Source organism: Streptomyces sp. NPDC001373 (assembly GCF_042895815.1).
Lineage (GTDB): Bacteria > Actinomycetota > Actinomycetes > Streptomycetales > Streptomycetaceae > Streptomyces.
Window position 1 is genome coordinate 329656 of record NZ_JBIAWQ010000001.1, and the last position, 12615, is coordinate 342270.

The 12615-nt window shown below is 71.9% G+C and carries 13 protein-coding genes; 5 read left to right on the top strand and 8 right to left on the bottom strand.

What is annotated here, in order from left to right:
• Positions 1-11: 11 nt before the first annotated feature.
• A complete protein-coding gene (locus ACFY15_RS01630) occupies positions 12-986 on the bottom strand; it encodes a hypothetical protein (protein WP_390685422.1) in 975 nt (324 codons plus the stop codon).
• Positions 987-1129: 143 nt separating this feature from the next.
• Positions 1130-2644, bottom strand: coding sequence for a hypothetical protein (locus ACFY15_RS01635; RefSeq protein ID WP_390685421.1), 1515 nt, complete (start codon positions 2642-2644; stop codon positions 1130-1132).
• A gap of 90 nt (positions 2645-2734) precedes the next feature.
• Here ACFY15_RS01635 and ACFY15_RS01640 point away from each other — a divergent pair, with 90 nt between their 5' ends.
• Genes ACFY15_RS01640 through ACFY15_RS01650 form a run of 3 tightly spaced genes read left to right on the top strand, consistent with a single transcriptional unit; the run spans position 2735 to position 4986 of the window.
• Positions 2735-3274: a WcaF family extracellular polysaccharide biosynthesis acetyltransferase gene (locus ACFY15_RS01640; protein ID WP_390685420.1), complete on the top strand. Its 540-nt coding sequence runs from the start codon at positions 2735-2737 to the stop codon at positions 3272-3274.
• The gene (locus ACFY15_RS01645) at positions 3271-4386 is read left to right on the top strand and encodes a glycosyltransferase (RefSeq protein WP_390685419.1); all 1116 of its coding nucleotides are present in this window, start codon (positions 3271-3273) and stop codon (positions 4384-4386) included. The genes ACFY15_RS01640 and ACFY15_RS01645 overlap by 4 nt, the downstream gene beginning before the upstream one ends.
• A gap of 36 nt (positions 4387-4422) precedes the next feature.
• Positions 4423-4986, top strand: a complete 564-nt coding sequence (locus ACFY15_RS01650) for an HD domain-containing protein (RefSeq protein WP_390685418.1) — start codon at positions 4423-4425, stop codon at positions 4984-4986.
• On the opposite strand, the gene ACFY15_RS01655 is transcribed toward ACFY15_RS01650, so the two are convergent.
• From ACFY15_RS01655 to ACFY15_RS01665, 3 genes are all read right to left on the bottom strand, one after another.
• On the bottom strand, positions 4974-5444 hold the full coding sequence (locus tag ACFY15_RS01655) for an NUDIX hydrolase (RefSeq protein ID WP_390685417.1): 471 nt from the start codon (positions 5442-5444) through the stop codon (positions 4974-4976). The two genes, ACFY15_RS01650 and ACFY15_RS01655, sit on opposite strands and share 13 nt — an antisense overlap.
• 10 nt (positions 5445-5454) lie before the next feature.
• Positions 5455-5790 (bottom strand): hypothetical protein, encoded by a 336-nt coding sequence (locus ACFY15_RS01660; RefSeq protein WP_390685416.1) that lies wholly within the window; start codon positions 5788-5790, stop codon positions 5455-5457.
• Positions 5791-5865: 75 nt separating this feature from the next.
• Positions 5866-6186, bottom strand: coding sequence for a hypothetical protein (locus ACFY15_RS01665; RefSeq protein WP_390685415.1), 321 nt, complete (start codon positions 6184-6186; stop codon positions 5866-5868).
• A gap of 272 nt (positions 6187-6458) precedes the next feature.
• Here ACFY15_RS01665 and ACFY15_RS01670 point away from each other — a divergent pair, with 272 nt between their 5' ends.
• Positions 6459-6677, top strand: coding sequence for a hypothetical protein (locus tag ACFY15_RS01670; protein WP_390685414.1), 219 nt, complete (start codon positions 6459-6461; stop codon positions 6675-6677).
• Positions 6678-6736: 59 nt separating this feature from the next.
• Here ACFY15_RS01670 and ACFY15_RS01675 read toward each other — a convergent pair whose 3' ends face one another.
• From ACFY15_RS01675 to gmd, 3 genes are all read right to left on the bottom strand, one after another.
• Entirely contained in the window at positions 6737-7423 is a 687-nt protein-coding gene (locus ACFY15_RS01675) for a hypothetical protein (RefSeq protein WP_390685413.1), read from the bottom strand.
• A gap of 75 nt (positions 7424-7498) precedes the next feature.
• Positions 7499-10273, bottom strand: coding sequence for a LamG-like jellyroll fold domain-containing protein (locus ACFY15_RS01680; RefSeq protein ID WP_390685411.1), 2775 nt, complete (start codon positions 10271-10273; stop codon positions 7499-7501).
• Between the two features lie 246 nt (positions 10274-10519).
• Positions 10520-11533 (bottom strand): GDP-mannose 4,6-dehydratase, encoded by a 1014-nt coding sequence (gmd, locus tag ACFY15_RS01685; protein ID WP_390685410.1) that lies wholly within the window; start codon positions 11531-11533, stop codon positions 10520-10522.
• A gap of 134 nt (positions 11534-11667) precedes the next feature.
• Between gmd and ACFY15_RS01690 the strand changes: the two genes are divergently transcribed.
• Positions 11668-12612, top strand: coding sequence for a GDP-L-fucose synthase family protein (locus ACFY15_RS01690; protein WP_390685409.1), 945 nt, complete (start codon positions 11668-11670; stop codon positions 12610-12612).
• Positions 12613-12615: the final 3 nt, after the last annotated feature.

Sequence of the window (12615 nt, forward strand, 5' to 3'; positions counted from 1 at the left end):
GGGCCCGCGCGTCAGGGGCAGGCGGCGGCCTGGGTGTCGTGGGTGAGCGCGCAGATCATCTGCTCGCCGCGCCGGTGCCCGGGGTACGCCGCGCGCAGTGCGGCCTCGAAGCCCTTCCACTGGCGGCTGACCTCGGCGGTGGCGCCGGCCGTGGCGCGGTGGAAGTTGTCGTCGGTCCGCGAGCGGAGGGACGCGGCCGTGTCCTTGTTCAGGGCGCGGTTGTGGGTGACGCGGCCGCGGCAGTCGAGGCTCCTGGCGCCGGTGGAATCGGCGTCGGGGTAGCAGCCGGTGGTGAGGTCCTCGGGGATCAGTTCCCGCACCTGCCGGATCCAGTCGGTGTCCTTCATCGTGCTGTAGCGGCGGATGTCGAGGAACGGCGCCACGTCCGTGCGCCCCAGGCCGGGCGGGTTGTCGGGGCCGATCGGGCCGGGAGCGGCCCGGTCGGCCCAGTTCGAGTGCGCGTAGAAGTCCTCGATCTGGTGCCAGCCGCGGCCGAGCTGCTCCAGGACGGCGCATTTGGCCCGGTCGGAGCGCCCGGACCAGGTGCAGGGGGTGGACAGGTCGCTCTGGTCGGCGCGCACCCGGCCGTCGGAGTCGACGAGGCCGTCCGCGGCCCGGACCGCGTTGCGGAAGCGGGCGACGGCGGAGCGGACGCAGGCGAGGAGCTCGGCAGTGGCCTCGGCCCGGGTGCGGGGGTACCGGGGGTCGTAGCGGGGGGCGAGGTAGTCGGCGTTGTCGCAGTGCAGGGGGCCGATGTCGACGTAGGGACCGCGGTCGTCGGCGTTGACCGCCCCGTCGCGGGTGTCGGCCATCGCGGTCAGGGTGAGCGGCTGCCAGGGCAGCGCGGCCCGGGTGATCTCCTCGTGGTTGCCTCCGGTGGAGGCGTGCGCCGCACCGGCCGGCGCGGCGGTCAGAACGGCTGCCAGGACTCCCGTGGCGACCACGGAGGCCGCCCGGCGCCGGCCGGCCGGCGGGCGGTGGTCCATGCGGGGCTCCCGGCGTACGGGGGCGTGGGCTGCTCGCGTACTGCTTCCATGCTGCGCGCCCGGCCAGGGTCCCGCATGCCCGCGGCCGGGAGCGCGGGGATCCGGCGGGGGCGGCGGGGATCCGGCGGGCCCGCGGCCCGGGGTCACCGGCGCAGGGTGGTGTTCTGGTCCGTGCGGTACGTGGCCACGAGCGCGAGGCACATCGCGGCGATCGCGACCCGGCCCGAGGCCTGGAGGAGCGGCCCGCGCAGCAGGATGAAGGAGTACCCGGCGACCAGCGGGACCACCACCGAGATCAGGCTGCCGGGCGGCGAGCTGCGGGTGGCGCGCTTGGCGTAGCGGCGGTCGACGCGCGCGGCGGCGTACCCGACGGCCAGCAGGCCGGCGCCCATGCCCAGGGGGCCGAAGTCCAGCCACAGCTCCGCCCAGATCGGGGAGGAGAGGTTCGTGTTGACCGTGCCCATCCACTGGCCGACCATCACGCCCGTGTCGCGCGGCTTGCCGGGCCACACCGAGCGGGGCACCGCGAAGAGGACGGAGCCGGCGAGCTGGCGGCCGTAGGAGTGGCCGGGGCCGGAGTCGGCGAAGGTGATGGTGTTCGCGAACATGCCGATCTGGTCGTAGTCCTTGAGCGCCATGGGCTCCAGGAACGAGGTCGTCTCGACGGGCTTGTAGTTCTTCTCGTCGTAGCGGAAGCGGTCCGCGAAGGGGAAGACGAGGAGGGCGACGACCACGGCCATGGACAGGGCGACGCGGTACATGGCGGCGCTGACCGGGAAGAGGGTGAACAGCATCGCGAACATGACGGTCAGGAACCAGTAGCGCGGGTTCGAGACCGGGTTGTTGACGACGAGGTTGAGGGCGAGGAGCCCCGCCCAGGTGACGATGACCGACACCTTGCGGCGTGCGTACGTCGAGGTGATCAGCCACCGCGTGTACAGCAGCATGGCGAGCAGTGCGGGGACGGTGCCGAAGCCGCGCAGCAGGGCCTGGCCGGCCTGTCCGTCGCCGTTGGAGACGCCCGCGTCCTGGATGCCGGCGATGATCTCCTGGCGGCTGGAGAAGAACACGGCGGGGCCGCCCAGCTTGACGATGAACGCCGCGCTGCACACGAAGGCGATGGCGGTGAGGAGTTGGAGCCGCCGCCGGTGCGCCATGACGGGGCGGGACTCCCGCGGGGAGCCGCCCGCGCGGCCCGCCGGCCGGTGCCGGGCCAGCAGCACGCCGACGTCGAAGGCCGCACAGCCGAGGAGCACCAGCCCGATGGCGAGGGTGAGGTCGGAGCGCGGCCCGACGACGGGCGTCGGAACCCGGCCCAACACGGCCTGGGCGAGCGGCGCCACGCCCATCGCCATGTAGACGAAGAGCCAGAAGGACCCCTGGAGGAGCTTGCGGCGGCTGGTCAGCACCATGGCGGAGAGCCGGGCGCCCGCGTACATGGTGAGCAGCAACTGGAGCCAGAAGGCGGCGTCCTCCTGGCCGTCGCCGGACTGGGCGGCGACGAACACCGGCAGGAAGACGGTGAATCCGAGCGCGAGCGGCACGGACAGCGCTCGGGAGAGCAGCGTGCGCGGGGTGGTGACCCGCCCCCACTGCGCCTCGTCCCCGGGTGTCGGCGGCGCCTCCTTCACACCGGGCGTGCGTATGTCCGTAGCCACCTTTGCCCCCACCCCGTGTGCGTGATCCGCGCGCAGTCTAATCTGAGCGTTCCGCGCCAGGGGAGGCGCGTGGGACGACGGGGGCGACCGGTGCGCAATCTTCCTGCCTTCACGCTGGGCGGATACGACAAGGGGCGGGGACTGCTGACGCAGGCCCTGTGGTTCGCGGTCATGAACACCCTCTTCATGGCCTGGTTCTGCCCGGCACGGCTGCGCGTGGCGCTGCTGCGGGCGTTCGGGGCGGAGATCGGCGAGGGCGTGCTGATCCGCCACCGGGTGCGCGTGCTGTGGCCGTGGAAGTTGAAGGTCGGCGACCACACCTGGATCGGCGAGGGCGTCTGGCTGCTCAACCTGGAGCCGGTGGAGATCGGCGCGCACGTCTGCCTGTCGCAGGAGTCGATGCTGTGCACCGGCTCGCACGACCACCGGGCCGCCGACTTCCGCTACCGCAACGCCCCGATCACCGTCGAGGACGGCGCGTGGGTGGCCGTGCGGGCGACGGTGCTGGCGGGCGTGACGGTGGGCCGCTGCGCGGTGGCCGGCGCCGGGTCGGTGGTCCACAAGGACCTCCCCGCCCTGACCCTGCAGACCCGGGACGGCAGCCGCCGCCCGGTGGAGGAGCCCAAGTGAAGATCCTGCACGCCGTCACCCTCCACTCCCCCTCGCACGCCTTCGGCGGCCCGGTTCGGGTGGCCCTGAACCTGGCCAAGGGGCTGCGGGAACGGGGCCACGAGGCGCGGCTCGTGGCCCTCGGCGAAGGCTTCGACCCCTGGCCGGCCTCGGTGGAGGGCGTCCCGGCGAAGCTCTTCCCGGCCCGCCGCCTGCTGCCGCTGGGCTTCAGCGGGATGACCTCCCCGGCCCTGCTGGCCTCGGCGGCCCGCCTGGTGCGGGAGGCGGACGTCGTCCACGTCCACCTGGCCCGCGACCTCGTGACCCTCCCGCTCGCCCTGGCGGCCCTGCGCGCCGGCAGGCCCCTGGTCCTCCAGACCCACGGCATGGTCGACCCCAGCGACCGGCTCCTCGCGAAGGTCCTGGACGCGGTGGCGGTCCGCCGCCTGCTGCGCGGCGCGGACGCGGTCCTGCACCTGACCCCGCACGAGCGCACGGACCTGGACGCGGTGGTCGGCACCCCGCCGCTCGCGCAGGCGGTCCGCCTGGTCAACGGCACCCCGTACCAGGAGGAGCGCCCGCCGCCGAGCGGCCCGCCCCGCATCCTGTACTCGGCCCGCCTCCAGGCCCGCAAGCGCCCGGTGGACTTCGTGGACGCGGCCCCGGCGGTCCTGGCCGTCCACCCGGACGCGCGGTTCGTGGTGGCGGGCCCGGACGAGGGCGAACTCGCGGCCGTCCGCGCCCGCATCACCGCCCTGGGCCTTGCGGACCGCTTCACGGTCCCGGGCGCCCTCTCCACCGCGGAGGTCCTCACGGAGCTGCGCCGCGCCCACGTCTACGTCCTCCCCTCGGTGGACGAACCCTTCCCCATGTCGGTCCTGGAGGCCCTGGCGGTGGGCGTACCCCCGGTGGTCACCCACTCCAACGGCCTGGCCCGCGACATCGCGGCGTCCGGCGCGGGCCGGGCCGTGGACCCGGGCCCGGAGGGCGTGGCGGAGGCGGTCCTGGACCTCCTGGACCCGTGGGAGAACGGCGCGGCGTCGAAGGCGGCCCGCGAACTGGCGGCGAGCTCCTTCTCGATGGACGCGGTCCTGGACACCCTGCTCGGGGTGTACGGGGACATCAGCCGCTAGGGGCGGGGAGGGACCCGGATCGATACGGTGGAGGCCATGGCCCCATCCGTACTGGACTCCGCCCGGGGAGCGGCCCGGCTGGCCGCGGCCCTCCTGCCTCCACTGGGCGACCGCTGGCTGCACACGCAGGCGGTCGCGGAGCGCGCGCGTGAGCTGGCCCCAGCTGTTCCCGCTGCAGAACGGGAGCTGCTGATCGCGGCGGCTTGGCTGCACGACATCGGGTACGCGCCGGCGCTCCGTGAAACCGGGTTCCACCCGCTCGACGGCGCACGGTACTTGGCGGCGCTGGACGCCCCTGCCCGGCTTGTCGGCCTGGTCGCCCACCACTCGGGGGCCGTGTACGAGGCCGAACAACGCGGGCTAGCGGGGGAACTCGCCGTGTACGACCGGGCCGATGCGGTCCTCCTGGATGCCCTGACCTGTGCAGACATGACGACGGGCCCGGCCGGCCAGCGCTTCGCCTTCACGGACCGCATCAATGAGATCCTGATTCGGTACACGCCAGGCAGCGCGGTCCATGCGGCGATCAGCACGGCGACCCCCACCCTGGCGGCAGCGGTCGCCCGGACGCACGCCCGTCTCTCCGGTCAGCCGATGTAGGGCTCGGTCCGGCGGGCGAGGCCGTGCTCGATGCGCAGCCTCATCGACGGGTGGATCCGCATGCCGTCCAGATCGCCAGGGGCGAGGAAGGCGACCTCCCGGCTCTCTCTGCTCGTCCGGGGAGCGCCGCCCACGATGCGGGCCGAGAAACAGATCGAGAACTGCTGGCGCACTTCCCCGTCGTCGTACGCGATGACGTGGCGGGGGTTGGTGTAGAGGCCGATCAGGCCGGTCACCTCGACCTCGAACCCCGTCTCCTCGCGGGTCTCGCGCACGGCGGCCTCCGCGACGGACTCGCCAGTGTCCACACCCCCGCCGGGCAGGGCCCACAGACCGTTGTCGGTCCTGTGGATGAGCAGGACCCGCCCCTCGCCGTCCTGGGCCACGACGGTCACGGACGGGACGATGCTGTTCGCCTCGGGCGCGTTCGGGTCGTTGAAGTAGTCGACACGGGCCATGCCGATCAGCCTAGGCCGCCGTGCCGCGTTCCCAGGCGTAGTCGAAGCTCTTCATGTAGTGCCGGAAACTCCGGCCGCCCGGGATGTAACGGAAGTGCAGGACCGGGTTCTGGCCTGCGGGCGCGCCGAGTACGTGGGGGTTGACGAGTACGTCGTCGTCGAATCGGTAGAGCGAGTTGTAGAGGATCGTCTCGTGCAGCCGGACCTCCACTCCCGGAGTCGTCATGGCCGGTTCGAGGTAGCGGCGCGTCATGCGCGATCGCGCGGCGAGGTCCGCACCGATCCCCTCCTCCTCGCCGCGTTGCCGGATCACCTCGGATGCGGGATCGCCGAGAAGGACGCGCACCTGCGCTCCCGCCCGCGCCTTCCGGGCGAGCCGGTCCGCGAGTTCGGGATGACTGTCGAACAGGAACAGGCCTGCTTAGACGAGGACTTCGATATGGCTCACCGCGTTGTCGATCAACGACGACCACAGATCGGCCGGCACGACGCCGCGGTGCGGGTAGTAGGTGACGAGCTCCGAGGCACTCGCCGTCTCGGTCTGCCGGGCAACGGTCGGCCAGAGGTAGAGCTCGTCGACGCCGAGGAACGTCGCGGCCTTCCAGCGATGGGTCCGGTGCGGTGTGCGGCCCGTCGTGATCCAGCGTTCCACCGTTTTGGGATCGACCCCGATCTGGGCGGCAACCGACTGGATGGTGGCCGCGCTCGCCGAAATGGCAGCGCGCAGGCGCTCGTTGGCCACGGGTTGAGCCTTCCCACCGGGACGCCAGGACGTTTTCACCGTAGACCGAGACGTCCCCAAACGTCCACACGGACCGTGACGCGTCCACTACGTCGAGCAGTTTCCTGCACTCATGAACGAAACGCGCACGCGCAGCGACCGCAGGGGCCCCCTGCCCGACCCCCCTCCCGGCCCGAGCCCCCGCCTGCTCGTGCGGGCCGCACGCGGCTGGGCCCGGTTCCTCACCTCCGCCGATCCCCGACCGGGAGTGCGCGGGAGGCCCTGTGACCTCCGTGACCTCTGACGACGCCTTCGGGCACGAGTGGCACCCCTGGCTCGGGCGGACCGTGATGGACATCCCGAGCAAGGGAACGGGACGCCTGATGGCCGTTGTGCTCGAGCAGGTGTGCACCTACGGAGGACAGGAGCACTGGGTGCGGCTCGCCTACATCCGGCCTGCCTCCGGGATCGAGTGGTCCACCGCGCTCGGGAACATCTCGCTGGTTTCGTGACGACGCGCGGACGCCGCCGGACCCCCGGGGGGGTGCGGCGGCGTCCGTGAGTGGGGTTGTCATGCCGGGAGCCAGGCGTAGCAGTTCGTCGAGGTGAAGGTTGCTGCGCCTGCGGGGATGGTGGCCGTGATCCTGTCCCCGGGCTTCGGCGGGGTTTCCGGGCCCGAGGTGAGGACCGTGCCGTCCTTCGACTTGGCTTCCCAGGTGCACGTGGTGGTCTGGGTGGCGGCGCGGTAGGTGCCGGGGGCGGGGTTCTCGCGGGAGCCGTCGCCGAAGCCCTTCTGGGCCGCGTCCAGGACCGGCTTCTGGTCCGGGCAGAGGAAGGTGATCGCGTCCCTGGCGCCCGTCACCTCGCCCGAGGCGATCGACGCGGCCGCCGCGTCCTTGTCGCGCTTCGCGGTGCGCTCCACCCGCTGGCAGGTCTCCTGGCCGGTCTGGAGGACGGCCGCCGGGTCCGTCTTCTCCGGGACGCGGCCGCTCAGGTACTTCTTCTCGTTCTCCTTGAAGCTGCCCGTCTTCGGGGTGAGCCTGGCGTCCGGAAGGACCGGGCCGGCCGGCTTGGCGTTCGGGTCGGAGGGGGCCGACGGGCTCGCGTCCGCGGGGTCCGGGGCCGGTGACGCGGCCGGCGGCTTCGGCCTGGCCGGGCCCGCGTCGGCCTTGGTGTCGCCGGAGGAGCTGCATCCGGTCAGGGCCAGGGCGGAGGCCAGGAGGAGGGCGGCGGTCGCCGTTGCGGAGCGGAGGTGCATGGAGGGCTCCCGAGGGGTGGGAAGGCGTACGGGGCCCGGCGGTCTGCGCGCCGGGCCCCGTACGTCCTCAGGTGGTTACTTCTGGCCGAAGGTGAGGATCAGCTGCGGAGCGGCGTCCGCGGCGGTCGACTCCGAGGACCAGAGCCACAGCGCGTCGGTGCCCGTGCTGGTCAGGCCGAGGCTGTAGCTGCTGCCCAGCACCGCGGAGAGCGCGGTGGTGTCCAGCTCGACGTTCTGGAGGGCCGAGCCGTCCGGAACGCCCGCGATGCTGCCGAGCGGGGTGGTGCCGAGGGTGGGCTTGGTGGTGAACGTCGTGCCCGCACCGCTCCAGGTGCCGGTGACCGGGACCACGGAGACGGTGTCGGTGGTGCCCGCACCGGTCTGCGTGGAGGTCTTGAACTGGAGCGAGGCGGCCTTCAGGACCTGCCCGGCCGGGGCGGCCGGGAGGGTGAAGCGCAGGTACGACTCGTACGCGGAGGTGCCTCGCACCGCGAGCTGCGTGGAGGTGCCGTAGGCCGTGGACGGGGCGCCCTGGTTGATGTAGGTGTCCTCGGCCGCGGGGACCTTGGAGACCGTGTCGGTGGGCGCCTTGGCCAGGTCGTAGTGGTTCTTGACCTGGGCCTGGGTGAGGGCCGTCGGGTAGACCGCCGTCTCGTCGATCTGGCCGGCGAAGAAGTTGCTGGTCGGACGGTTCGGCCAGCTGTTGAGGTTGTCCCCGCCCACGTGCCAGTAGCCGGCGTACGGGGTGGAGGTGGTGGCGCTGTTGGTGCCCTTGTTCTGGCCGTCGACGTAGAGCGTCATGCCGCCGGGGCCCTGGGTGCCGACCACGTGGTGCCACTTGTTGTCGTTGTACGTCTCGAACAGGCCCGTGGTGATGGTGCGGGTCGAGCCGTTGAAGACGCCGAAGGCGAGGCGGCCGGTGTTGGTCATGTACAGCTGCTTGTCGTAGGAGCCGCTGTTGTTGACCGTGTTGTTGCCGAAGCCGATCAGCTTGCCGCCGCGCGTGGTGTTCGTCCTGAACCAGGTCTCGACGGTGAAGCTGCTGCCCACGAACTGGCGGTGGTCGCTGTACACCTGCTGGCTGGTGCCGTTGAAGCCCATGGCCGTGCTGGTGCCGCTGACGGCGCCGGGGCTCTGCTTCAGCGCCGGGGCGTTGACCTGGATGCCGCTGGTGTTGCCGCCGTCGGAGGAGTCGGCCACGTACGGGCTGACGGTGTCGTCGTAGCGCCAGTACAGGTTGGCGCCGTCGGCGCGGACCTTGTCCGGGTAGGCCTGGACGGACGTCGGAACGTTCACGGAGGCGGTCGCCGACAGGGCGCTGGTGTTGCCGGCGCCGTCGGTCGCGGTCACCCGGTAGGTGTAGGACTGGCCGGCCTTGACGGTGGTGTCGGTCCAGGAGGCCTGCGGCCGCTCGAACTCCAGGGAGTCGGCGGTCATGGTCTGGATCGGGGTGGCCGAGCCGTTGCGGTAGATCCGGTACGTCAGCTTGCTGTCGTCCTGGTCGTAGCTGGTGCGCCAGCGGACCTGGACCTCGCCGGGCCCGGTGGCGGCGGCGCTGGCGACCGGGGTGGTGGGCGCGCCGACGTCACCGGTGTTCGCGAAGCGGGTCAGACCCGCCTGCGGCTTCCCGTTGATCTGGGTGAACTCGCCGCCCACCCAGAGGTACTTGACGTCGGACTTCTCGGCCACGGCCAGGACGCGCGGGCCGATGCCCTCGCCGATGCCGTCGTTGGCGGTCGGGTGCCAGCCGAGCTTGCGCGGGCCGCGCACGAAGCCGTCCACGGGGGCGGGTGCGGCGCCGGTGTGGTCGGTCGGCTGGGCCATCAGGAAGTTGCGCTTGCCGTCGGGGAACTCCAGCTCGGAGGAGCAGTCGTGGGCGTGCGAGGCGCTGTAGAGGACGCCGTCGTAGGGGAGCACGAACTGGGTCGCGCCGAGGCAGCGGTCGCGCCACTTCTCGTTGAAGTCGGTGTTGAGGCCGATGCGGCCGTCGAACACGCCGCCGCCGGAGCCCTCGTTGGCGGTGTAGTAGCCCGTGGAGTCGGCGGCGATGTCCTTGACGACCGAGTTCGACGGGATGGTGGAGTAGGTCTTGGCGACCGCCCCGGTGGTGGCGTCGACGACGGCCAGGGCGTGCGAGTTGGAACCGTTGACCGTGAAGAAGTCGCCGCCGAGCAGGACCTGCTTGCCGTCGTTGCTGACCTTGATGGCGCGACCGGGCTCGTCGGCGTTGGCGGTGAAGGGCTTGAGGGCGCCGGAGGAGGCGTCCACGGCGGCGAACCGCTCGCGGGTCTGGCCCTCGACGGCGGCGAAGTCGCCGCCGACGTACAGGGTGTCGTCGGTGACCTCCAGCGCGCGCACGGTGGCGGGCACGCCGGGGTGGAAGGAGGCCTTGGGGGTGCAGGTCTCGATGTCGACGGCCGCGAGGCTGGAGACCGGGGTGCCGTTGACGGCGCCGAAGTAGCCGCCCGCGTACAGGGTCTTGCCGTCCTTGGAGACGGCCAGCGCCCGGACGGTCGCGGTGCCGTCGCCGACGGTGAACGCCAGCTTGCAGGAGGTGGGGTTGCCCGTGGCGGCGTCGAGCGCCACGAAGTTCACGGCCTCCTGCTCGGTGCCGCCGACGGCGTCGGGCGGGAGGACGGCCGAGAAGGTGCCGCCGGCGAAGACGGTTCCGTTCGCCTCGGCCATGGCGAAGACGACGCCGTTCGGCTGCCAGGTGGGCAGCTCGTCGGCGGTGAACGCCACCGGCGGCGTGATGGCCGACGCCGCCGGCATCAGCACGACGCCCAGGCCGGTGCCGGCACCGGCCAGGGACAGGGCGAGGGCAGCAGTCAGCCCTCTGGATCTACGCATGAACCCCCCAGGGCAGTCGCCCGGTCTGATGGCTGGAACTGTACGAACAGCCATGTGTACCCGGCGCAGACTAGGACGCGGGCGAAGGCCCGGTCACCTCACTTGACCCACTGCATACCAACTTGGGATCAACAGGGTTCAGAACAGAGGGCGCACGAGGACATACGGCAGGTTTGCCCCGGTCAGGACCGCGGAGCATCGCGGGCATGACCGAGACACGGCAAATCGTAGGCGAAATATACGGCCTCAGCGGTCGATTCGGACGGTCGCGCCCGCCAGTTGGTCCTCGACCTGCCGGATGTCCGCGTCGACCATGATGCGGGCCAGTTCGGGCACGAGGACCGTCGGCTTCCAGCCGAGGATCTCCCGCGCCTTGGAGGCGTCGCCGATGAGGGCGTCGACCTCGCTGGGGCGCTCGTACTTGGGGTCGTAGCGGACGTGCTCGTTCCAGTCCAGGCCGGCGTGGCCGAAGGAGGACTCGACGAACTCCCGCACGGTGGCGGCGACTCCGGTGGCGACCACGTAGTCGGTCGGCTCGTCCTGCTGGAGCATCCGCCACATCGCCTCGACGTACTCGGGCGCGTAGCCCCAGTCGCGGACGGCGTCGAGGTTGCCGAGGTAGAGGTGGTCCTGGAGACCGGCCTTGATCCGGGCCACCGCGCGGGTGATCTTGCGGGTCACGAAGGTCTCGCCGCGGCGCGGGGACTCGTGGTTGAAGAGGATCCCGTTGACGGCGAACATGTCGTATGCCTCACGGTAGTTGACCGTGGTCCAGTACGCGAAGACCTTCGCGGCGCCGTACGGGCTGCGCGGGTGGAACGGGGTGTCCTCGTTCTGCGGGGGCGGGGTGGAGCCGTACATCTCCGAGGACGAGGCCTGGTAGATGCGCGTGTCCACGCCGCTGGCCCGGATGGCCTCCAGCAGCCGCAGCGCGCCGAGTCCGGTGACGTCGCCGGTGTAGAGGGGCGCGTCGAAGGAGACCCGGACATGGGACTGGGCGCCGAGGTTGTAGACCTCGTCGGGGCGTATGTCGCGCAGCAGGTTCACCAGGGCCACGCCGTCGGAGAGGTCGGCGTGGTGCAGGACGAAGGAACGATTCGCCGTCTGCGGGTCCTGGTAGACGTGGTCGATCCGCTCCGTGTTGAAGCTGGAGGACCGCCGCACGAGTCCGTGCACCGTGTAGCCCTTCGAGAGCAGGAGCTCGGCGAGGTACGAGCCGTCCTGCCCGGTGACGCCGGTGATCAGTGCGGTCTTGCCCATGGGTCCCCCTGGGGTCCGTTGTTGCTGTTGCCTGTGAGGCTGCGCCTCGGTGTGCGGTCTGTGTGGTCGGTGCGACGGGCGGGACGCCGTAAGTCCGGGTCGGCGCGCTTCGGCGGACTGGCATCATCGGCGGTATGACTAATCCGCAGCCGCTCCTGCCCCCGCACGCCCGCGTCTTCGTCGCCGGACACCGCGGCCTGGTGGGGTCCGCGGTCGTCCGCCGCCTCACCGCCGACGGCCACGAGGTGCTCACCCGCGGCCGCGCCGAGCTCGACCTGCGCGACGCCGCCGCGACGGAGGCGTACCTGAGGGACGTCCGCCCGGACGCCGTGGTGCTGGCCGCCGCCAAGGTCGGCGGGATCATGGCCAACAGCACCTACCCGGTGCAGTTCCTGGAGGACAACCTCCGGATCCAGCTCAGCGTCATCGGCGGGTCGCACGCCGCAGGGGTGGGCCGCCTGCTCTTCCTGGGCTCCTCCTGCATCTACCCCAAGCTCGCCCCGCAGCCCATCACGGAGGACGCCCTCCTGACCGGGCCGCTGGAGCCCACCAACGAGGCCTACGCCCTCGCGAAGATCGCGGGCATCGTGCAGGTCCAGTCGTACCGCAAGCAGTACGGGGCCTCGTACGTCTCCGCCATGCCCACCAACCTCTACGGCCCCGGGGACAACTTCGACCTGGAGTCCTCGCACGTGCTGCCCGCACTGATCCGGCGCTTCCACGAGGCCGCCGCCGCGGGCCGCGAGGAGGTCACGCTGTGGGGCAGCGGCACCCCGCGCCGGGAGTTCCTGCACGTCGACGACCTGGCGGCCGCCTGCGCGGTGCTGCTGGAGCGCTACGACGGGGACGAGCCCGTCAACATCGGCTGCGGCGAGGACCTGACCATCCGGGAGCTGGCCGAGACGGTCGCCGAGGTGACCGGATTCGAGGGCCGGCTCGCCTGGGACACGTCCAAGCCGGACGGGACCCCGCGCAAGCTGCTGGACGTGTCCCGCCTGACCGCGCTGGGCTGGAAGCCCGGCATCGGGCTGCGCGACGGCATCGCCTCCACCTACCGGTGGTGGCTGGAGCAGAACTGATCT

What these genes read in the sequence shown, in the direction of transcription:
- ACFY15_RS01690 (WP_390685409.1), top strand. Translation starts at nt 11,668, where the DNA reads ATGACTAATCCGCAGCCGCTCCTGCCCCCGCACGCCCGCGTCTTCGTC.
- ACFY15_RS01680 (WP_390685411.1), bottom strand. Translation starts at nt 10,273, where the DNA reads ATGCGTAGATCCAGAGGGCTGACTGCTGCCCTCGCCCTGTCCCTGGCC.
- ACFY15_RS01655 (WP_390685417.1), bottom strand. Translation starts at nt 5,444, where the DNA reads ATGGCCCGTGTCGACTACTTCAACGACCCGAACGCGCCCGAGGCGAAC.
- ACFY15_RS01650 (WP_390685418.1), top strand. Translation starts at nt 4,423, where the DNA reads ATGGCCCCATCCGTACTGGACTCCGCCCGGGGAGCGGCCCGGCTGGCC.
- gmd (WP_390685410.1), bottom strand. Translation starts at nt 11,533, where the DNA reads ATGGGCAAGACCGCACTGATCACCGGCGTCACCGGGCAGGACGGCTCG.
- ACFY15_RS01630 (WP_390685422.1), bottom strand. Translation starts at nt 986, where the DNA reads ATGGACCACCGCCCGCCGGCCGGCCGGCGCCGGGCGGCCTCCGTGGTC.
- ACFY15_RS01675 (WP_390685413.1), bottom strand. Translation starts at nt 7,423, where the DNA reads ATGCACCTCCGCTCCGCAACGGCGACCGCCGCCCTCCTCCTGGCCTCC.